At 27.5% G+C, this 20,437-nt stretch carries 20 protein-coding genes, 1 riboswitch and 1 other annotated feature; of the genes, 15 read left to right on the top strand and 5 right to left on the bottom strand.

All coding sequences use genetic code 11. The features are described 5' to 3' along the window. Nucleotides 1-291: 291 nt before the first annotated feature. From HCG76_RS03905 to HCG76_RS03890, 4 genes are all read left to right on the top strand, one after another. Nucleotides 292-504: a hypothetical protein gene (locus HCG76_RS03905; protein WP_221698548.1), complete on the top strand. Its 213-nt coding sequence runs from the start codon at nucleotides 292-294 to the stop codon at nucleotides 502-504. Nucleotides 505-627: 123 nt separating this feature from the next. Beyond that, nucleotides 628-2,124 (top strand): tyrosine-type recombinase/integrase, encoded by a 1,497-nt coding sequence (locus tag HCG76_RS03900; protein ID WP_221698549.1) that lies wholly within the window; start codon nucleotides 628-630, stop codon nucleotides 2,122-2,124. A 4-nt stretch (nucleotides 2,125-2,128) separates the two neighbouring features. Beyond that, nucleotides 2,129-2,509: a DUF6262 family protein gene (locus tag HCG76_RS03895; RefSeq protein ID WP_221698550.1), complete on the top strand. Its 381-nt coding sequence runs from the start codon at nucleotides 2,129-2,131 to the stop codon at nucleotides 2,507-2,509. A gap of 89 nt (nucleotides 2,510-2,598) precedes the next feature. Continuing rightward, nucleotides 2,599-3,033 carry a DUF5412 family protein gene (locus HCG76_RS03890; protein ID WP_221698551.1) on the top strand — a complete coding sequence of 145 codons (435 nt, stop codon included), beginning with the start codon at nucleotides 2,599-2,601 and terminating at the stop codon, nucleotides 3,031-3,033. Between the two features lie 95 nt (nucleotides 3,034-3,128). On the opposite strand, the gene dapB is transcribed toward HCG76_RS03890, so the two are convergent. From dapB to HCG76_RS03875, 3 genes are read right to left on the bottom strand one after another with little or no spacing between them, the layout of a single operon-like run. Beyond that, the gene (dapB, locus tag HCG76_RS03885) at nucleotides 3,129-3,881 is read right to left on the bottom strand and encodes a 4-hydroxy-tetrahydrodipicolinate reductase (protein ID WP_221698552.1); all 753 of its coding nucleotides are present in this window, start codon (nucleotides 3,879-3,881) and stop codon (nucleotides 3,129-3,131) included. A gap of 14 nt (nucleotides 3,882-3,895) precedes the next feature. Beyond that, nucleotides 3,896-4,774 (bottom strand): 4-hydroxy-tetrahydrodipicolinate synthase, encoded by an 879-nt coding sequence (gene dapA, locus HCG76_RS03880; protein WP_221698553.1) that lies wholly within the window; start codon nucleotides 4,772-4,774, stop codon nucleotides 3,896-3,898. Nucleotides 4,775-4,783: 9 nt separating this feature from the next. After that, nucleotides 4,784-5,779: an aspartate-semialdehyde dehydrogenase gene (locus HCG76_RS03875; protein ID WP_221698554.1), complete on the bottom strand. Its 996-nt coding sequence runs from the start codon at nucleotides 5,777-5,779 to the stop codon at nucleotides 4,784-4,786. A gap of 209 nt (nucleotides 5,780-5,988) precedes the next feature. Then, a riboswitch (Lysine riboswitch) is annotated at nucleotides 5,989-6,162 on the bottom strand. Between the two features lie 183 nt (nucleotides 6,163-6,345). Between HCG76_RS03875 and HCG76_RS03870 the strand changes: the two genes are divergently transcribed. From HCG76_RS03870 to hslO, 3 genes are all read left to right on the top strand, one after another. Continuing rightward, on the top strand, nucleotides 6,346-6,597 hold the full coding sequence (locus HCG76_RS03870) for a small, acid-soluble spore protein, alpha/beta type (RefSeq protein WP_195990093.1): 252 nt from the start codon (nucleotides 6,346-6,348) through the stop codon (nucleotides 6,595-6,597). A 124-nt stretch (nucleotides 6,598-6,721) separates the two neighbouring features. Then, nucleotides 6,722-7,459 (top strand): class I SAM-dependent DNA methyltransferase, encoded by a 738-nt coding sequence (locus HCG76_RS03865; protein ID WP_221698555.1) that lies wholly within the window; start codon nucleotides 6,722-6,724, stop codon nucleotides 7,457-7,459. Nucleotides 7,460-7,475: 16 nt separating this feature from the next. Then, nucleotides 7,476-8,363 carry an Hsp33 family molecular chaperone HslO gene (gene hslO / locus HCG76_RS03860; protein WP_221698556.1) on the top strand — a complete coding sequence of 296 codons (888 nt, stop codon included), beginning with the start codon at nucleotides 7,476-7,478 and terminating at the stop codon, nucleotides 8,361-8,363. Nucleotides 8,364-8,476: 113 nt separating this feature from the next. Here hslO and HCG76_RS03855 read toward each other — a convergent pair whose 3' ends face one another. Beyond that, nucleotides 8,477-9,172, bottom strand: coding sequence for a DUF6873 family GME fold protein (locus HCG76_RS03855; RefSeq protein WP_221698557.1), 696 nt, complete (start codon nucleotides 9,170-9,172; stop codon nucleotides 8,477-8,479). Between the two features lie 143 nt (nucleotides 9,173-9,315). On the opposite strand from HCG76_RS03855, the gene ytxC reads away from it, so the two are divergent. From ytxC to pheT, 6 genes are all read left to right on the top strand, one after another. Next, entirely contained in the window at nucleotides 9,316-10,206 is an 891-nt protein-coding gene (ytxC, locus tag HCG76_RS03850; RefSeq protein WP_221698558.1) for a putative sporulation protein YtxC, read from the top strand. A gap of 342 nt (nucleotides 10,207-10,548) precedes the next feature. Further along, the gene (locus tag HCG76_RS03845; protein ID WP_221698559.1) at nucleotides 10,549-11,895 is read left to right on the top strand and encodes a TrkH family potassium uptake protein; all 1,347 of its coding nucleotides are present in this window, start codon (nucleotides 10,549-10,551) and stop codon (nucleotides 11,893-11,895) included. 10 nt (nucleotides 11,896-11,905) lie between these two features. Next, the gene (locus HCG76_RS03840) at nucleotides 11,906-12,577 is read left to right on the top strand and encodes a potassium channel family protein (RefSeq protein ID WP_221698560.1); all 672 of its coding nucleotides are present in this window, start codon (nucleotides 11,906-11,908) and stop codon (nucleotides 12,575-12,577) included. A gap of 11 nt (nucleotides 12,578-12,588) precedes the next feature. Then, complete coding sequence (locus HCG76_RS03835; RefSeq protein ID WP_221698561.1) at nucleotides 12,589-13,380, top strand: TrmH family RNA methyltransferase; 792 nt, start codon at nucleotides 12,589-12,591, stop codon at nucleotides 13,378-13,380. Nucleotides 13,381-13,430: 50 nt separating this feature from the next. Next, nucleotides 13,431-13,654, top strand: a binding site (T-box leader). Nucleotides 13,655-13,715: 61 nt separating this feature from the next. Beyond that, nucleotides 13,716-14,735 (top strand): phenylalanine--tRNA ligase subunit alpha, encoded by a 1,020-nt coding sequence (gene pheS / locus HCG76_RS03830; protein ID WP_195990102.1) that lies wholly within the window; start codon nucleotides 13,716-13,718, stop codon nucleotides 14,733-14,735. A 17-nt stretch (nucleotides 14,736-14,752) separates the two neighbouring features. Next, complete coding sequence (gene pheT, locus HCG76_RS03825; protein ID WP_221698562.1) at nucleotides 14,753-17,128, top strand: phenylalanine--tRNA ligase subunit beta; 2,376 nt, start codon at nucleotides 14,753-14,755, stop codon at nucleotides 17,126-17,128. 38 nt (nucleotides 17,129-17,166) lie between these two features. On the opposite strand, the gene HCG76_RS03820 is transcribed toward pheT, so the two are convergent. Beyond that, a complete protein-coding gene (locus HCG76_RS03820) occupies nucleotides 17,167-18,051 on the bottom strand; it encodes a DUF2156 domain-containing protein (protein ID WP_221698563.1) in 885 nt (294 codons plus the stop codon). A 163-nt stretch (nucleotides 18,052-18,214) separates the two neighbouring features. Here HCG76_RS03820 and HCG76_RS03815 point away from each other — a divergent pair, with 163 nt between their 5' ends. Further along, complete coding sequence (locus HCG76_RS03815) at nucleotides 18,215-18,712, top strand: hypothetical protein (protein ID WP_221698564.1); 498 nt, start codon at nucleotides 18,215-18,217, stop codon at nucleotides 18,710-18,712. A 155-nt stretch (nucleotides 18,713-18,867) separates the two neighbouring features. After that, a complete protein-coding gene (glpK, locus tag HCG76_RS03810) occupies nucleotides 18,868-20,361 on the top strand; it encodes a glycerol kinase GlpK (protein ID WP_221698565.1) in 1,494 nt (497 codons plus the stop codon). Nucleotides 20,362-20,437 lie beyond the last annotated feature (76 nt).

Here is a 20,437-nt window from a genome sequence, read left to right as displayed (position 1 = left end):
TTTGACTAAAATGTAAATTCTAATTATTGTACATAATTATTTTCCAATTTTTATACAAAAATATATTGACATTTACAAACAGAAACTCTATCTAAATATACTGAAAAAGTAATTAATGAGAATAAATCAGTAACATATACAGAAATACCTACAACTTATTTTTTAGAAAATGATAAGTGGCATTTAGATTTTTTTGGAGATATAGAGCAATTTAAGCAACAAGTTAAAAATTATAAGTATTCAAATAAAAATATATCTTTTCCATTCAATAATGAAAATATAAATAAGGAAATGAAGTTTATAGTATATACTAAACTGTTTTCTGATGAATGGGGATTACAAACAGTTTTAATTGGACAAATGCAGTTTATTAGACGATTAGCAGAGTTTATTAATGAGAAATATCCTAATATAAATTCATTTAAAGACTTAGATTTAGAAAAAGCAAATATACAATGGATAGATTGGTTAAGTAACTTAAATATAAGTATTACTGTTAAGTAAGTTACCGACTCTAAAATATATGGGAAAGACGTTTATTATAAAACTCCAATTGCCAATTTTTTCAAAATTACAATAAAGTATTTTAATGAACTAACTGATGAACGAGAAGAATGGGAAAAAGATTTGTGGGATGTTAGAAATTTAGAGCAATATGGAATAACTTATAATAAATCTTGTCATGAGCATAACTTGGATTTTGAAAAAATAAATAATCTTGAAATAAGAAAAGAAGTAAAGAAATATATGAAACAAAGATTAATTGCTAACAATAAATTCTCTTGGGCTTCAGCATATAATTATATGAAATATATTCCTCTATTTATAAATTTCATATCTGAATTAGAACCTACTTGGATAGATTTAAAAAACTTAGGAAGACAACATATACTAAAGTATATAGAATGGTTAAATATATATGCTAAAGATAATCCAAGACGAAGAAATACCAACCATAAAGTATATATTAGAGCGTCATTGAATTGTATTCAAAAGTTTTTATCAGATATTAAACTTAGAGAATATGATATTGCTCCTACAAAAAATATTAGGGTCTTAATATTTCCAGAAGATAAACCTAAAGTATCTAAAAAGCCTATTGACCAAATTGATTATGTTCCTGACTTTATATTAGAGCAATTATTTGATAATATAAACAATCTTCATAAAGAAATTATTCCAATAGTTTATACAATGTTTAATACAGGACTTAGAATATCAGATGTTTTAGGGTTAAAACAAGATTGCTTGGTTAAATTAAATAACAAATTTTGGATAGACACAGATATAGAAAAAACTTATGTAGAAGGTCATAGAATCCCTATTGATAATGAACTTGCTAATATGTTGGCAGTTTTAATTGATAATTCTAAAACTTGTAGTAATGAAGATAATAATCCTGAAAATTATATATTTGTTAGATATAAAGGTTCTCGTAAAGGTAAGCCATACGCTCAAAGATGGGTACAAAATAAACTTAATTTACTGACAATAGATTATAATATAACTGATGAACTTGGAAATAGGTATCATTTTAAAAATCACTCTTTTAGGCATACTTACGCTATTAAAATGTTAAATGGTGGTGCTGATATACTTACTGTTCAAGAATTATTGGCTCACGCCTCACCAGAAATGACTATGAGGTATGCTAAATTACTTGATGATACTAAAAGAAAAATATTTGAAAAAGTAGTGAAAAAAGGTGTTTTTAGATTTGATGAAAAAGATAAATTAATAGAAGAAAATGATGGTGAAATTCCATCTGATATTATAGATATGCTTTATACAAATCACAAATTAAATGCTCTTGATACATCCTATGGTACTTGTATGCAAAGAAAGAATGGAAAGTGTACCTATGCTAAACAACCACCTTGCTTAACTTGTAATAACGGAAGTCCTTGTAAAGACTTATGTGTTGGTGCGTTTGATGGTGATACTGTTAAGTATGAGATACTAATAAATTCAACTAAAACTATGATTGAAAATGCTAAAATGTATAATAGAACTGAAATGGTAAGTGAAAATGAAGAATTGTTGAAATTATATGAAGATATTTATTCTAAAATATCACAAGGAAGCATGATTTATAGTAGAGTAGATAAATTAAAAAGAAGGTGAATTAATGAGTAATTATAACCGTTCAGAACATTTAAAAGAACTACATAGTAAACGTAAGGCTATAACTCAAGAAAAGGTAGATAAAGCAATACAAAGGCTTATAAAGGCTCAAAAACCTATAAACTGTAATAGCGTTGCAAATGAAAGTGGAATTACTAAAAAAACTTTATATAATAATAAAGAGATTAAAGAACGTATAGAAACACTTAGACATCAACAATCACAAGTACCTACCCAATCACAAATCAAAAGGGAAATGAACGATAATAATAAAGATGCTATAATAGCAAGTTTAAAAAGAAAAATTAAAAGGCTTGAAGAAGAAAACAAAGAACTTAAAGAACAAGTGAAAATTAATTATGCAGATATTTATAGACAGTTATAATTTTTGTAACTTATGTTATAATTAAACATATATAGTTGCCACGCAATTGTATTATAAGGCGAGCAAATGTAATATATCGGGGGTAAGTTATGAAGAATCGCGATGTAATAAAAGATTTTGAAGAACATTTAGGAGATATTATATTAAATGATAAAAAGGATGTAAAAAGAACTAAAATTACATCAGTAATAGCTTTTACTTTGGTAATATTAATTTTATCATTGCTTATTGGTGGTGTAATGTTCTTAAAGGAAATTTTTTCACCTGGAAAAGAGCTTATTGGTACAACAGAATCTATAGATGGAAAATACACTGTGGAGGCGTATCTTATTAATGGTGGAGCAACCGTAGATTGGGCTGTAAGATGTTACTTGAAGACAAAATATAAATTTGGTGAAAAAATGATATATAATGATTATCATGTAGATAGTGCTATAATGATTTGGGAAGATGACGATACTATCAATATTAATGGACACATAATTGATTTGCCAAATGAAAAATATGATTTTAGGTATGATTAAATTCAAATTTAGCAGTTATATTTGATGAATAATTTTAATCTATTACGAATAAAAGTCCAATGATTTTAATTTAAAATCATTGGACTTTTTTTATATCATAATCCTAATACATCATCCATATCATAAAGGCCTGGAGCTGATACTGTAGACATATATTCACAAGCTTTTAATGCACCAATAGCGAATACATCTCTTGAGATTGCCTTATGAGAAAGTTCAATAACTTCACCAGTTCCTGCGAAGATTACATCATGGTCACCAACAATAGATCCACCTCTAACAGCGTGAATACCTATTTCATTTTTCTCTCTTTTTTTATGTCCGTCTCTACCGTGAACATAATGAGTTTCTTCAGAAATAGCATCCTTTATAGTATCGGCTAAAAGAAGGGCAGTACCGCTAGGAGAATCTAATTTTTGATTATGATGTTTCTCTATTATTTCTATATCATAATTTCCATATAATAATGGAGTAACTTTTCTTAATAATGAATTAATTAAGTTTATACCTAAAGACATATTAGCAGATTTAAATAATGGTAATGATTTGCTCTTTTCATTAATTAAATTTAAATCTTCTTCTGAATAACCCGTAGAACATATAACAAGAGGTTTTTTAGTCTTTTCTGTTAGCTCTAAAAGTTTGTGTAATGTACTTACATTAGAAAAATCTAAAAGTACATCATATTCTATATTTACATCATCAGGTGTAGTGAATACTGGATAGCTTAATTCTCTGGGAAATTTATCTATACCTGCTATAATTTCTAAGCTAGGGAATTCGCTAACTAAATTTGATATTACAGTTCCCATTTTACCACAGCAACCACTTAATAGTATTTTAACCATATGATAAACTCCTTTTAAACTAAATTGTATTTTTTTAATGTGTTAACTAAAGTTTCTTTATTTTTATCGTTCATTTTATAAAGTGGTAATCTTAATTCACCAACATTCATTCCCATAACGTTCATTGCAGTTTTTACTGGAATTGGGTTAGTTTCTATAAATAAATCATTCATTAATTCTAGATAATCAAGTTGTAATTTAGTTGCTTTAAAACAATCACCATTTAAATATGATTCACACATATCATGAACTGTTTTAGGAATTATATTAGCAGCAACTGAAATTACTCCAATACCACCTAAAGATAATACTGGAATAATTTGATCATCATTACCAGAATATATATCTATTTTATCACCACATAAAGCTTTCATTTTAGCAACTTGACTCATATCACCACTTGCTTCTTTAATTGCAACAACATTATTAAGCTCTGTAAGTTTTAATAATGTTTGAGGTGTAATATTCATATTAGTTCTACTTGGAACATTATATAATATAATAGGAGTTTTAACAGCATCATTAATAGCCTTAAAATGCATTATTAAACCTTCTGCATTTGTTTTATTATAGTAAGGTGTTATAACTAAAAGACCATCTACACCAACATTTTCAGCATAAAGACTCATCTCAATAGATGTTTTTGTATTATTACCACCAGTACCTGCAATTACAGGTATTCTTTTATTTACAACATCTACAGTGAATTTAATGGCATCTTTTTTCTCTTGTTCAGTCATTGTAGTAGCTTCACCAGTAGTACCACAAATAATGATAGCATCTGTAGATTCTTTAATATGCCATTCAAGTAATTCTCTTAATTTTTCATAATCTATACCATTTTCATTAAAAGGTGTAATTATAGCTACACCAGAGCCTTTAAATATTGACATTTTATCCTCCTAAAGCCATTCATTTTTTATTAAAACTTCTGCAATTTGTACAGCGTTTAAAGCTGCTCCTTTTCTTATGTTATCAGCAACAACCCATAGGTTTAGTCCATTATCTAAGCTGAAATCACGTCTTATTCTTCCAACATATACATCATCTTTTCCAGAAATTCCTAATGGAGTTGGATATATTAATTCATTTACATTATCACAAACTGTTAATCCTTCTGTTTTTTCAAATAATTTAAATATATCTTCTAATTCAAATGGATTATTTAATTCAACATTAATGCTTTCACTATGACTATTTAAAACTGGTACTCTTACAGTAGTAGCAGTGATTTTTAGATCATTTGAATGAAGTATTTTTCTAGTTTCTTCAATCATTTTCATTTCTTCTTTTGTATAACCATTATCTAAGAAAACATCTATGTGAGGAAGGCAATTTCCAGCTATAGGATAAGGGAACTTCTTAGGAGATTCACCTTTTAAACCATCCTCTAAATCTTTAATACCTTGCATTCCAGCACCTGAAACTGCTTGGTATGTTGAATATACAATTCTTTTTATTCCATAATTATCTAATAAAGCCTTTAATGGTACCATTGCTTGAATTGTTGAGCAATTTGGATTTGCAATAATTCCATTATGACCTTTTAAGTCTTCTGGGTTTACTTCAGGTACAACTAAAGGAACATCTTTATTCATTCTCCATGCACTTGAATTATCTATTACTACAGCACCATAAGATGAGAATATTGGTGCAAATTCTAAACTTGTATCTCCACCTGCTGAAAATAGTGCAATATCTATTTTTTTATTTTTAATATTATCTTCACATGTTTCTTCTACTATATATTCTTGCCCCTTAAACTTTAAATAAGAACCGGCTGATCTTTTTGAAGCAAAAAGATAAAGATTCTTTATTGGGAAATTTCTTTCCTCTAGAATTTCTAAAAATTTTCTACCTACATTACCTGTACTACCAATTATTGCTACGTTATACATATTGGTTCCCCCTTTTTTATTCTTTAATCATATAAAGGTTATAAATTTTATTATATAGAATGTTCTGTTTAATAATATGATGTGAATATACTTAAATTTTAAATTTAAACTAGTATGTAATTTAAAATAACTTTTAATTTAAATATAATGTTAAAAAAACCTTGAGTTATCACTCAAGGTATATATACATCAAAATATATAAAGAATCCTTAAATGATAGCTCACCACATAAATTATGTGACAGAAATATACATATTCTGCATATCCCCAGTTATATAGCTGTAAAGCTTTAGCTATATACTTCGGCGATAAATCCTTTCTTATTATTTTAACATGCTTTAATCCATAATAATACTAATAAGTATCGCACCTCTATCCATTTATAAACTTATATGATAATGATTATACCTTTTATGTATCAAAGTTTCAAGAAATATTTATAAAATATTATTCTATATTTAATTTTATTATATGAATATAAATTGAAAGTGTAACAAAGTATTTTTTTGTATAAATATAAAGATATAGGAGAAAATATTTATATAAATTTTATAGGGGGAATTTTTATGAGTAAAACACCACTAAAGAAAATAATAAAATCAAAAATAAAAACAAATAAAGAACTTACACCAGAAGAAAAAATGCGTGAAAAGATAAAGTATGAAATTGCAGCAGAATTAGGTTTAAGTGATAAGGTAGATACATATGGATGGGGGGGATTAACAGCTGAAGAAACAGGAAGAATAGGTGGTATAATGACTAAGCGAAAAAAAGAGTTAAAGTTACCTACTAATGATCAAATTTTAGGAAGAAAATAATAGATTGACTTAATATTCTATTACATAGTATTATAAAACTTAGAAATTTATTTCAGTATAGGAAATGCTACATTAATTTGGATTTTTTCAAGGTTATAAATAAAGTAGGCTGAGGGGGAATAATATGGCGTATGGTGAATTCGCAAAAATATATGATGAGCTAATAAATGAAGATATTAACTATGATGAAATGGTAGAACGTATTTTAGATATTTGTAGCTCTTATAATGTAGAATTAAATGATTATTTAGATATTGCTTGTGGGACTGGAAATGTAACTATAAGAATTGCTAAGCATTTTAAGAACATTTATGGAGTTGATTTATCAGAGGATATGTTAAGAGAAGCTTTTGATAAATTTAAAGAAGCAAAAATAAAAGGGAAAATAATTTGTCAGGATATGACGGAGCTTTCTCTAAATAGAGAGTTTGATTTAATAACTTCAGTATTAGATTCTACTAATTATATAACAGACTTAGAAGGTCTTCAAAACTATTTCAAGGGAGTGCATACTCACTTAAAAACAAATGGATTATTTATTTTTGATGTTAATTCATATTATAAATTATCAGAGATATTAGGAAATAATATATATACATATAGTGAAGATGAAGTTTTTTATACCTGGGAAAATGTTTTTGATGATAATTTGCTTTCTATGTTCCTAACATTTTTTGTTAAGAAAGGAGAGCTTTACGAGAGATTTGAAGAAGAACATCTTGAAAGAGCGTATACTGAGCATGAATTAGAAGAGCAATTAGAAAAAGCAAATTTAGAGGTTTTAGCTAAATTTGATGGGTATACTGAAAATTATGTACAAGCAAATACTGAAAGAATAGTATATGTAATAAAGAAAAAGTAATAGTTGGAGGAAAAATATGAGCGATAAGATTATTAGAGCAGTTGCAAAAAATGGAATGGTAAGAATAATAGCAGGGATAACTACAGAATTAGTTGAGGATGCTAGAGTGATACATGAATGTACACCAGTTGCATCAGCATCACTTGGAAGAATGTTAACTGCTGGAGCTCTTTTAGGGGCTACATTGAAATCATCAAATGAAGTAATGACTTTAAGAATTAATGGTGGTGGAGATGCTAATGGAATAGTTGTTACTGCTTATGAAGGTGCTAAAGTTAAAGGGTACATTGGAAATCCTTATGGAGATATGCCACTAAATGCAAAAGGTAAATTAGATGTTGGTGGGTATATAGGTAGAGATGGTAATTTAATGGTTATAAAGGATTTAGGTATGAAGGATCCTTATGTAGGGCAAGTACCTATACATTCAGGAGAAATAGCTGAAGATTTAGCTTATTACTTTACTGTATCTGAACAAACACCATCAGCAGTATCATTAGGAGTTTTAGTTGATAAAGATTATTCAATTAAAGTAGCTGGAGGATTTATAATTCAAATGTTACCAGATGCTGATGAATTCTTAGCTGATATAATAACTTATAGATTAGAAGAAATTCCTTCTTTAACAACTATGTTAAACGAAGGAAAAAGCATGGATGATATATTAGATTACATATTTGGTGATATGGATTTAAAGATATTAGAGGAAATAAAACCAGAGTTTTCTTGTAACTGTTCAAGAGAAAAGGTTGAAAAAGCATTAATTTCTATTGGTGAAAAAGATTTAAGAGAAATTTATGAAGAAGGTAAGAATGAGGAGTTAAAATGTCATTTCTGTAATAAGACATATGTATTTACTCCAGAAGAAATTGGTGGATTATTAGCTAATTCAAGTAAATCTTAATAATAAACAAAAAAGTAGGTTATTTTAAATAGCCTACTTTTTTTGTTTATTATTATTATTTTAAGTGAAATACTAATCAACAATTACTTAATAGATACGTATTATATATGGAGTTAAAAAACAAGTAAACTTCCTCTATCTATTAGTTTTGTATTATTAAGATATATGGGTTTAATATCGTATTTATATAAGAATTTTTTTACTTCATCACCATAAGCATAATTATCTAGGGAACCAAAGAATGCCATACAATCATTTGAAATCATACCTCCAACACCACCGATAAAACCATAATTAAGTCCGCTTAATTCTATATCTCCATATGGTAATAATAAAATATCAAAATCTTCACTCTTTAGTGTGTTATATATACCATTATCGTTAGTTATAATTGCTTTTTCACGTAATGGTAATATAGAGCATTTAGTATAACCCTGCTTTACATTTATTATTTTTTTATTTTTACAATAATCTAAAATTTTTTTATCTGTAAATTTTAAATTATGTATTAAATAATTATCAGTAATATAAGCATTAAGTGGTATGTTATTAGGATATTTTTCAGAAAGAGTAGTATAACTTTCTATAAAGTTTATATTTTTTGTTTTTAAAAGTTCTTTAAAAGTTAAATTAATATTTTTATTAATAATTATAGTATTTGTATCAAGTATATTTAGTTGAATATCAGTATGCCCATCTATTGCTTTGTAAAGATTATTATCTCTAGGAATTTTTATTACGTCAAAATTAAATTTTTTTAGTGAGCTTATTTCAGTTTCTGTAGTTCTATAGTCGACAAAGCATATCATTAATCTTCTCCTTATTTAATTATATTTCTTATAACATATAAAATATTCATAAAAAAATCAATATTTTCTTAATAAGTGTACAGCCCGGGGAGTATATAGAAAAAATTTTAATACATACTAATATTAAGAAAGGAGTGAAATCCATGCTTGTGATAAGATTAGTGCATAATAATGATTTAGATTTAGTAAATGAATTACAAGAGCTTAGACAACTATTAAAAAAGAAAAATATCACTATTGGTCTTGTAGAAAGCGGTGAAGGTGACTCACATTTAATCAAGATTATGTGCGATGAAGAGTGTTATAATGAAAAAGTTAAAAGAATGATATATTTATATATAAGCAATATTTTATACAATATAGTTATTGAGAAGTATAGAAAAAAAGAACTTTTTAATTTTTTAACAGAAACTTATTTCTTTTTAAAACAGGATGAAATAATAGAAGTAGAAGATATGATTATGAAAGTTTTAAGAAGTGAAGAAAATTTAAAAGATGATAAAATGATATATTGTATAAGCAAAATAAATTCTATAATAGAAAAAGTAAAAACTTGCTTAGAAGAAAATGAAGAGATAAACATAAAAGGTTTTATAACCTTTAGAATGAAAGAACTACGAGAAGATATAGAAGAAATTATTGATAAAGTAGTAGAAGAATATATGGTTGAAAAGGAATATAAAGAATTTGTAAAATTATTAAAATATTTTGTAGACATTCAAGAAAGTAAAATTGATAAAATTAATATTTACATTCATGAGGGTGGTGGCTATATATTAAAAGATGGCTATGGAAATGATGTTTTTAGTGATTTTATGAAAGAACTATCAGAATGTAGAATTGATACAGAAGCTAAAATAGAGGATATAATAATTAGTGGATTAATAACCAATGCGCCAAAGCAAATAATAATTCACCATAAGGAGAATTGTATAAATACTGAGTTTATAGAAACCATAGTTAATGTATTTGGTGATAGAGTATTTTATTGTGCAGGATGTGCAAATTGTATGCCATCAAAAATAAAAATTTAATTTAAATAAAGGTAATAAAATTGAAAAGTTTAGGGTTGTTATAAAATTATAAGCAACCCTTTTATCATTTAAATGAAGAAGTAAAGTTTATATAAAGAAGCTAACTACCTACTTAAGCTCTTTAAATATACCTTTTGAACCTTCAAAGAACTAAATCATAGATTTTAAATATTAAGGAAAGTTTATTAACTAAATACAAGATTTAGTGTTTAACTTAAATTTTAATATGGAATATCTATGAAAAGTAATATAAAGGTGGTAAAATACATGGTGAACTTCATAATAAAAAATGAGAAAAAGAACAAAATAATATCATAATTATTTTAATTAGGAGGTGAGGTAATGAATTGGAACTTCAAAAAAAATGTTAAACTTAAAGGTGTTCAAATTTTAGCATTAGGATTTATATTAGTAATATTGACAGGAGCATTATTATTAACTTTGCCTATATCTACAACAAGTGGAGAAAGTACTAACTTCTTAGATGCATTATTTACTTCTACATCAGCAGTTTGTGTTACAGGATTAATAGTAGTAGATACAGGTACATATTGGAATGCTTTTGGACAAACGGTTATAATGATTTTAATAGAAATTGGTGGATTAGGATTTATGTCTTTTACAACATTAATTGCTATTATTTTGGGTAAAAAGATTACTTTAAGAGAAAGACTAATATTACAAGATGCTATGAATACATTCAATATACAAGGACTAGTAAAAATGGTTAGGTATGTATTAGTATTTACTGTATCTGTACAGTTTTTTGGTGCATTGTTATTTTCTACCCAATTTGTACCAGAGTATGGAGTAGGAAAAGGTATATTCTACAGTATATTTCATTCTATTTCTGCTTTTTGTAATGCAGGGTTTGATATATTTGGAAACTTCAGCAGTTTAACATCTTATAATTCTAATGTTGTTGTAATAATGGTAGCATCTGCATTAATTATTATTGGTGGATTAGGATTTACTGTATGGAGTGAATTATATAGCAATAAAAGTATAAAAAAAGTTTCTCTTCATTCAAAGATGGTCATATTAATGACTACAGTATTAGTTTTAGGTGGAACAGTATTAATGTTCTTATTTGAGCATAATAATGCTAATACTATAGCAGATATGTCTTTTCTTGATAAGGTTATGAATTCATTTTTCGCAGCAGTTACACCGAGAACAGCAGGATTTAATAGTATTCCTACAGAGGGTATGACTACAGCTGGACAATTTTTAACTATAATTCTTATGTTTATTGGTGGATCACCAGGTTCAACAGCAGGTGGAATAAAAACAACTACTATTGGTATTTTAATTGTAACTATAGTATGTGTTATAAGAGGTAGAGAAGATGCAGAAGTATTTAAGAAAAGATTCAGTAAAGATTTAGTATATAAGGCATTTACCTTAATATTTATTGGATTAAGTTTAGTAATAGTTGTTACTATGTTATTATCTTATACTGAAAAAGGTGCAAGTTTCATTGCGTTATTTTATGAAACAGTATCAGCATTCGGAACTGCAGGACTAACATTAGGATTGACTTCAGAGTTAAGTAATATAGGAAAATTATTAATAATTTTTATGATGTACTTAGGAAGAGTTGGTCCATTAACTGTAGTATTATCTATAACAAGAAAGAGAATCAATTCAGGTATTAAATATCCTGAAGGAAAAATTTTGATAGGTTAGGGGAAGAAAAATGGCAAATAATAAACAGTTTGTAGTTATTGGATTAGGTAGATTTGGAGAATCAGTTGCTAAAACATTATATTCTTTAGGGCATGATGTTTTAGCTATTGATATGGATGAAGATTCTGTACAGGAAATTTCAGATTCTGTTACTCATGCAGTTCAAATGGATGCAACAGATGAAAGTGCATTAAAAACTTTAGGTTTAAGAAATTTTGATGTTGCAGTAGTTACTATCGGATCAAATATACAAGCAAGTGTAATGATAACTTTATTAGTTAAAGAATTAGGAGTTAAATATATAATTGCAAAAGGTCAAAGTGATTTACATGCAAAAGTATTATATAAAATAGGTGCAGATAGGGTAGTATTACCTGAAAAAGATATGGGAGTAAGAGTTGCTCATAATTTAGTTTCTGCTAGTATTTTAGATTTCATTGAGTTATCACCTGATTATAGTATAATGGAACTTAAAGTTTTAAATGAGTGGAGTGGAAAAACTTTAAAAGAGCTTAAATTAAGAAGCAGTTATGGAATTAATATAATGGCAATTAAAAAAGGCGAAAGCATAAACATATCACCTAAGGCTGAAGATATATTAGAAGATGATGATATTATTGTAGCTATAGGATCAGCTGATGATTTAAGTAATTTAGAAGATATTCTAATTAGAAAAAAATAAGAGGTGAAAATTTGATAGTCATTGAAAGTAAAGACAATACATTATTTAAATATACAAAAAAGTTAAAAGAAAGAAAGCACAGAGTAAAGGAAAATAAATATATCATAGAAGGTTTTAGATTAGTTCAAGAAGCTTTTAAAGCAAAGTGTAAAATTGAGTATGTAATAGTAAATGAAAATGGGAAAGTAAAATTAGATGATTATTTAAGTGAATATATGGATAGTATTAAGATATACGAAATGAAAAATGAACTGTTTGCTCAATTATCTTCAACAGAAAATACACAAGGTATTATTGCTATAGCTAATATAAATAATTCTATAAATGATATAAATGGAGATTTTTACTTATTGTGTGATAAGGTTCAAGACCCTGGAAACTTAGGAACTATTATTAGAACAGCTCATGCTGCTGGTGTAAATGGTATAATTTTAACTAAAGGAACAGTTGATATATATAATGATAAAACAATTAGATCAACAATGGGTTCTATATTTTATACACCAATAATTTATGATAATGATTTAACTTTATTAAAAAAGTTAAAGGATGATGGGTTTAGTTTAGTTGCCACATCTTTAGAAGAGTCAAAGAACTTTTTCGAAGAAGACCTAAGCGGCAAGGTGATATTATCTGTAGGAAATGAAGGCAATGGTATAAGTGAAGAAATTTTTGAATTAGCTGATAAGAAAGTTAAAATCCCAATGCCTGGTGGAGCAGAGTCATTAAATGTTGGTGTTGCAACCTCTATAATATTATTCGAGAAAGTAAGACAAAGTTTATGTAAAATAAATTTTAAATAAGGTATTGAAAAAAATATTGGATATTTGTATAATAAATTGTAAATAAATATTGAAAGACAGTGAATGAGAAAGTAGATATAGTGGAATATGCAGGGAGAAAAGACCTTAGACTGGAAGTCTTTTTATATAAAGTTATATTGAAGTTCCCTCAGGAGTCCTAACTGTGAAGTTATAGTAGTAGTTAGCGGTTAAAACCGTTATTTAATTAAGATGGGTATTTTATTATAAAATAAAATACCAATTAGGGTGGTAACGCGGATATTCCGTCCCTGTTTGGGACTGAATATCCTTTTTTTGCGCCAAATTTTATTAATCAATAAGAAGGGAGAATAAAAATGCAAGAAAAATTATTAGCAATTAAAGAAGCTGCTTTTAATGAAATATCTGCTGCTGAAAACAGTGGAACATTAGAAGAAATAAGAGTTAAGTACCTTGGTAAAAAAGGTGAGCTTACTACAATATTAAGAGGAATGGGTTCATTAACTCCAGAAGAAAGACCTATAGTTGGTAAGTTAGTTAATGAAGCTAAAAGTGAAGTTGAACAAAAATTAGAAGAGGTTGGAACTGCAATCAAAACTAAAGAAAAAAATGCTAAGCTTGCAAGTGAAATAATTGATATATCTCTTCCTGGAAAGAAAAATGTAATAGGTAAGAGACATCCACTTGATTTAACATTAGAAAGAATGAAGGAAATATTTATTTCAATGGGATTCAGCATAGAAGATGGACCAGAAGTTGAACTAGATCATTATAATTTTGAAGCTTTAAATATTCCAAAGGATCATCCAGCTAGAAGTGAGCAAGATACTTTCTATATTAATGATAATATAGTTTTAAGAACTCAAACTTCTCCAATACAAATTAGAACAATGGAAAATCAAGAACCTCCAATAAAGATGATATCTCCAGGTAAGGTTTATAGATCAGATGCTGTAGATGCTACACATTCACCAATATTCTATCAAATGGAAGGGTTAGTAATTGATAAGGGAGTTACTTTTGCAGATTTAAAAGGGACTTTAGAATTATTTGCTAAGAAGATGTTTGGAGATAAGGTTGTAACTAAGTTTAGACCTCACCACTTCCCATTTACTGAGCCATCAGCTGAAATGGATGCAACTTGCTTCGTTTGTGAAGGGAAGGGATGCAGAGTATGTAAAGGTAGCGGTTGGATTGAAATATTAGGTTGTGGAATGGTTCATCCTAATGTTTTAAGGAATTGTGGTATAGATCCTGAAGTTTATAGCGGATTTGCTTTTGGATTTGGTGTAGATAGAATGGTTATGCTTAAGTATGGCATTGACGATATAAGAGGATTATACGAAAGTGATATGAGATTTTTAAATCAATTTTAATTAGGAGGTAAAGTAAGATGAAAGTACCATATAATTGGCTTAAGGACTACGCTGAAGTTAACGTAGATCCACATACATTAGGAGATAAATTAACTCTTTCAGGCTCGGCTTTAGAAGAGGTTATTATACAAGGTGATAACATAAAAAATATTGTTACTGGTAAAATTACTAAAATAGAAAAACACCCAGATGCAGATAGATTAAATGTTTGTCAAGTTAACATAGGGGCAGATGAAGAAATACAAATAGTAACAGCTGCAACTAATATGAAGGAGCAAGATATAGTACCAGTTGCTCTTCACAAATCAATTTTAGCTGATGGAAGTGAAATCAAAAAAGGTAAAATGAGAGGGGTAGTATCTAACGGTATGTTCTGTTCTGAAGAAGAATTAGGAATTGCTGGAGATGAACCAGTTCATGGATTAATGATTTTACCAGCTGATGCTCCACTTGGAATGGATATTAAAGAATATTTAGGATTAAACAAAGCAATATTAGATTTTGAAATAACTTCTAATAGACCAGATTGTTTAAGTATAGTTGGTATGGCTAGAGAAACAGCTGCAACTTTAAGAACAGCTTATAAAATGCCAAACTTTGAGTATGAAGCTAAATGTTCATCAAATATAAATGATGAATTAAAGGTTGAAATTAAAAGTGACTTATGTAGAAGATACATGGCTAAAGGCGTTAAGAATGTTAAAGTAATGCCATCACCAGGTTGGATGCAAGAAAGACTTTTAGAAGCTGGTGTTAGACCTATAAACAATATAGTTGATATAACTAATTTTGTTATGTTAGAACTTGGTCAACCAATGCATGCTTTTGATGCAAGACAAATAGAAAGTAAAAACATAGTTGTTGAAGCTGCTCAAGATGGAGAAAAGTTTACAACTTTAGATGAAATAGAAAGAGAATTAGATTCAAGCATCTTAATGATTAAAGATGGTTCTAAATCTGTAGCTGTAGCTGGAATTATGGGTGGATTAAACTCTGAAATTCAAGATGATACTACAGAAGTAATCTTTGAATCAGCTAACTTTGAGGGAACTAACATAAGAGTAAGTTCTAAAAAGTTAAATTTAAGATCAGAAAGTTCTTCAAGATTTGATAAAGATATTGATCCAAACTTAGCAAAACTTGCAATAGATAGAGCATGTGCTTTAATTTGTGAATTAGAATGCGGAGAAGTTATGGAAGGAACTATTGACATTTACAACTCAGTAAAAGAAGAAGGTTCTATAACTGTAGATTCTAATTGGATAAATAAATTCTTAGGAACTGAAATTTCAAAAGAAGAAATGAAGAGTGCTTTAGATTCATTAGATTTAAAGACTACTATTAATGGTGATGATTTAGTTATAACTATACCAACATTTAGAATTGATATAGCTATAAAAGAAGATATAGCTGAAGAAGTAGCTAGAATTTATGGATATGATAAAATTCCTACAACTATATTTAAGGTTTCAACAGAGAGAGAACCAAAATCTAAAACTGAATTATTAAGTGATACAGTTATAGATATAATGGTAGGTAGTGGAGTAAACCAATCTATTAGTTACTCATTTGTGTCTCCTAAGGTATTTGATAAAGTTAATATACCTCAAGACAGCGAATTAAGAAATGTAGTTAAAATTAAAAATCCATTAGGTGAAGACTATAGTGTTATGAGAACAACAACACTTCCTTCAATGATGGAATGTTTAGGAAGAAACTATTCAAGAAATAACGATTATGTAAGATTATTTGAAATTGGTAGAGTATACATTCCTAACGAAGATGAAAGACAATTACCAACTGAAAAGAATATTTTAACAATTGGTATTTATGGAGATTGTGATTATTTAGATCTTAAAGGAATAGTTGAAAATGTAGTAGAAGGACTAGGTGTTAAGGCTAAATATGCAAGAGAAAGCGAAAATCCAAGTTATCATCCAGGAAAAACAGCAGCTCTTATGGTAAGAAATAAAAAAGCAGGTGTTTTTGGAGAAATACATCCAGATGTAACTGAAAACTATGGAGTAGACGTTGATTGTTATGTTGCAGAATTAGACTTAGATGCTTTATTTGAAGCTTCAAATACAAATAAGAAATATAAGGCATTACCAAAATTCCCAGCAGTAACAAGAGATATTGCATTACTTTGTGATGATTCTATATTAGTTGCTGATATAGAAGAAACAATAAGAAAAGCTGGTGGAAACCTAGTAGAAAAAGTTCAATTATTTGATATCTACAAAGGTGCACAAATACCAGAAGGAAAGAAATCTATAGCTTATGCAATAGCATATAGAGATGAAAAGAAAACTTTAGGAGATAAAGATATAGCTAAGGTTCATGATAAGATTCTTAAAGCATTAGAACATAAATTAGGTGCTGTTTTAAGATAATAAATATAATATAAAGGAAGCTGATATATCAGCTTCCTTTATATTATTATTAATGATTTTTTTAGTAAATATAACGGGTTATATGAAAGCTTAGATTTTCTTAAGCCAGTGCTACCACAATCTTCTTGCCTATTAATAAATTTTGTTTCAGAAAAATCCTTTTTGATAAACTCTCTATTTATAAATGAATATACACCCTTATAATTAATATCACATCTTTCAATATGAATTATAGCAGTATCTCTCAGTATTTCGCCAATAGAGAATCCAACTAAAGAATTTTCAACATAAATAGCAATTGAATATAAATTTAAATAGCTTAGATTATGAAGTAAATCAGTTATTTCTTTTGTTTCTATCAGAAGTTCTTTACAAAGATTGATTCTTTTTTTGTGCCACTTGGATAATAAATCTAAGCAATCATTTATTTTTTCTTCACTATCTATTGAAGTAATTGTATATTTATAGGAATTTATAAAAGAATTATAATGGTTTTTCTTTTGATGATATTTTTTACCTTCTAAGTTTAGTAAGTCATTGGTTAAATAGACATATTCAAAGGTATTTCTATTTTCAATAATTTTAAAAGGTAAATTAGTATAGTTTTTTAAATCAGATATAAAGCTATCTTCAATATCACCTAATAAATAAATATTATCATCAGTAGATAGTGATTTTAACTTAAGGATTAATTCCTCAAGTTTTGATTTATCATATCCTAGAGGCATCATAAAAAATGGGCCATCATTAGTTTCTTTTTTTATTATTAGACAATTATCTATTATGGAGTATTTTGTATTACACAAATCTCTCCATAAATATAAAGCGGTAAATGAGTATTCATAAGATTTATTAGTATAATCCTTTAAAAAATTATTAAATAAATCTTTATCACTTATAGCTAAATCTTTGAAGTTTTCCAATTTATCATCCCCTTGTTGTATAAAAAGAAAAAAGGTATATATATTATTTTATTTTTATACTATAAAGATGTGTAATAATATATTAACAAAAATATAGGAATTAAATTTTAACTAAAGAATATAATTTTATGAATAAAACTTTAGTATTAAAGGAATGAAATAAATGAAATTAAAAAATTTAGTATTAAATTTATCAAAAGACGACATATTAAATTTACTGGCATTGCAAGATAAAACAATAATAAAAAAATTAGACTTAGGAAAGACAATTACTGCAAGTGGAATTTATAAGCTAGTTGGATTAAATATTGATTTTGATACATCCATGACAATTTCTAGTTTTAAAAATAATGTAATTTATATTGATATTAATAGTTTTCAAATTTCTAAAAAGAATTCTTCTAATCCATTAGTTAAGGGGTCTATTGCACTTTTAACAAAATCTATTAACGATATAGAGGGATTTACATTAAAAGATAAGGTTTTAAGCATTGATATAGAAAAGATAGTACAAGCTTATGGTACTGACACATATGGAATTAAATTAGATAAACTAGATATTAGTACATTAAATACAAGCAATGGATCCTTTGAATTTGGAATTAATATATTAGAAATAAATTTAAGTAATTTAAAAAATCTAAATAACTCAAAAAAATAATATTTTAAAGGCTATATAAATTTATTTTAAAAATTTAATTTAAGTAAAATAAATCAATATAGCCTTTTATTATTTAATAGATAATAAAATCTTTATACTAAAATAGAAATATGCTATTATATAACAATATTAGTATTTTCATAGGAGGTAAGGGTATGGAAAAATATATTTTAGCTTTAGATCAAGGAACTACAAGTTCAAGAGCTATAATATTTGACAAAGAACAAAATATATATGGAATAGCACAAAAAGAATTTAATCAAATATATCCTAATGAGGGATGGGTTGAACATGATCCTATGGAGATATGGGCATCACAATATGGTGTTTTACAAGAAGTCTTAGCTAAGACTAACATATCACCAGAGCAAATAGCAGCAATAGGAATTACTAATCAGAGAGAAACTGCAATAGTATGGGATAAAGAAACTGGAGAACCAGTATATAATGCAATAGTTTGGCAATGTAGAAGAACTGCAGATATATGTGAAAATTTAAAAAAAGATGGTTTTGATAAATATATTAAGGAAAATACAGGCTTATTAATAGATGCATATTTTTCAGCTACAAAAGTCAAGTGGATATTAGATAATGTGGAAGGTGCTAGAGAAAAAGCTGATAAAGGTAAATTGCTTTTTGGAACAGTTGATACATGGTTACTTTGGAAGCTTACAAATGGCAGAGTTCATGTAACTGATTACACTAATGCTTCAAGAACTATGCTTTTTAATATTAAGGAATTAAAATGGGATACAAAAATATTAAATAAATTAGATATTCCTATATCTATGTTACCAGAGGTTAAAAGCTCTTCTGAAGTATATGGATACGTTAATTTAGGAGGTAAGGATAATATTAAGGTTCCTATAGCTGGAATAGCTGGAGATCAACAAGCGGCTCTTTTTGGGCAAGCAGCCTTTAATAAAGGAGATGCTAAAAATACATATGGTACAGGATGTTTCTTGTTAATGAATACTGGGGAAGAACTAGTTGAAAGTAAAAATGGACTTTTAACAACTATAGCAATAGGATTAAATGGCAAGGTTAATTATGCTTTAGAAGGGTCTGTTTTTATGGGAGGAGCAATAATTCAATGGTTAAGAGATGAAATGGGCTTATTAGCTGATGCTCAAGATTCAGAATACTTTGCTAAAAAGGTAAAAAATAATGGTGGCGTTTATGTAGTTCCAGCTTTTGTTGGACTTGGAGCTCCTTATTGGGATATGTATGCTAGAGGATCAATTTTTGGATTAACTAGAGGTTCAAATAAAAATCATATAATTAGAGCTTCGCTTGAGGCTATTGCATATCAAGTTAAGGATTTGATTAATGCAATGGAAGAGGATGCTGGATGTAAGATTAATACTTTAAAGGTTGATGGAGGAGCTAGTAAAAATAAATTATTAATGCAATTTCAATCAGATATAACTAATATTGAAGTATGTAAGCCTATAATAACAGAAACAACAGCACTTGGAGCAGCGTATTTAGCAGGATTAGCCGTAGGATATTTTAATAATATTGATGAAATTTCAAAGGATTGGTATGTTGGTGAAAAGTATGAACCAAGAATGAGCATTGAAGATAGAGAAAAGCTATATAGCGGATGGAAGAAAGCTGTTACTAGAGCACAACATTGGGAAGAGTAATTGATAAAATTATATGAAAAATGTTATAATATAATAAGTTAAATAAGAATATAAAAAGTAGAGTCAAGTATAAAAA

It is taken from the genome of Clostridium sp. K13, from assembly GCF_019734195.1.
Classification (GTDB): domain Bacteria; phylum Bacillota; class Clostridia; order Clostridiales; family Clostridiaceae; genus Clostridium.
Note: the sequence above shows the minus strand (reverse complement) of the source record. Positions and strands in the feature narration are given on the sequence as shown.

Bases quoted from the DNA above. Each gene is read 5' to 3' on its own strand.
- dapB (WP_221698552.1), bottom strand. From the start codon at position 3,881: ATGGTTAAAATACTATTAAGTGGTTGCTGTGGTAAAATGGGAACTGTA.
- dapA (WP_221698553.1), bottom strand. From the start codon at position 4,774: ATGTCAATATTTAAAGGCTCTGGTGTAGCTATAATTACACCTTTTAAT.
- HCG76_RS03895 (WP_221698550.1), top strand. From the start codon at position 2,129: ATGAGTAATTATAACCGTTCAGAACATTTAAAAGAACTACATAGTAAA.
- ytxC (WP_221698558.1), top strand. From the start codon at position 9,316: ATGCTTGTGATAAGATTAGTGCATAATAATGATTTAGATTTAGTAAAT.
- HCG76_RS03905 (WP_221698548.1), top strand. From the start codon at position 292: ATGAAGTTTATAGTATATACTAAACTGTTTTCTGATGAATGGGGATTA.
- HCG76_RS03865 (WP_221698555.1), top strand. From the start codon at position 6,722: ATGGCGTATGGTGAATTCGCAAAAATATATGATGAGCTAATAAATGAA.
- hslO (WP_221698556.1), top strand. From the start codon at position 7,476: ATGAGCGATAAGATTATTAGAGCAGTTGCAAAAAATGGAATGGTAAGA.
- glpK (WP_221698565.1), top strand. From the start codon at position 18,868: ATGGAAAAATATATTTTAGCTTTAGATCAAGGAACTACAAGTTCAAGA.
- HCG76_RS03840 (WP_221698560.1), top strand. From the start codon at position 11,906: ATGGCAAATAATAAACAGTTTGTAGTTATTGGATTAGGTAGATTTGGA.
- HCG76_RS03855 (WP_221698557.1), bottom strand. From the start codon at position 9,172: ATGATATGCTTTGTCGACTATAGAACTACAGAAACTGAAATAAGCTCA.
- HCG76_RS03845 (WP_221698559.1), top strand. From the start codon at position 10,549: ATGAATTGGAACTTCAAAAAAAATGTTAAACTTAAAGGTGTTCAAATT.
- HCG76_RS03890 (WP_221698551.1), top strand. From the start codon at position 2,599: ATGAAGAATCGCGATGTAATAAAAGATTTTGAAGAACATTTAGGAGAT.
- HCG76_RS03870 (WP_195990093.1), top strand. From the start codon at position 6,346: ATGAGTAAAACACCACTAAAGAAAATAATAAAATCAAAAATAAAAACA.
- HCG76_RS03875 (WP_221698554.1), bottom strand. From the start codon at position 5,779: ATGTATAACGTAGCAATAATTGGTAGTACAGGTAATGTAGGTAGAAAA.
- pheS (WP_195990102.1), top strand. From the start codon at position 13,716: ATGCAAGAAAAATTATTAGCAATTAAAGAAGCTGCTTTTAATGAAATA.
- pheT (WP_221698562.1), top strand. From the start codon at position 14,753: ATGAAAGTACCATATAATTGGCTTAAGGACTACGCTGAAGTTAACGTA.
- HCG76_RS03815 (WP_221698564.1), top strand. From the start codon at position 18,215: ATGAAATTAAAAAATTTAGTATTAAATTTATCAAAAGACGACATATTA.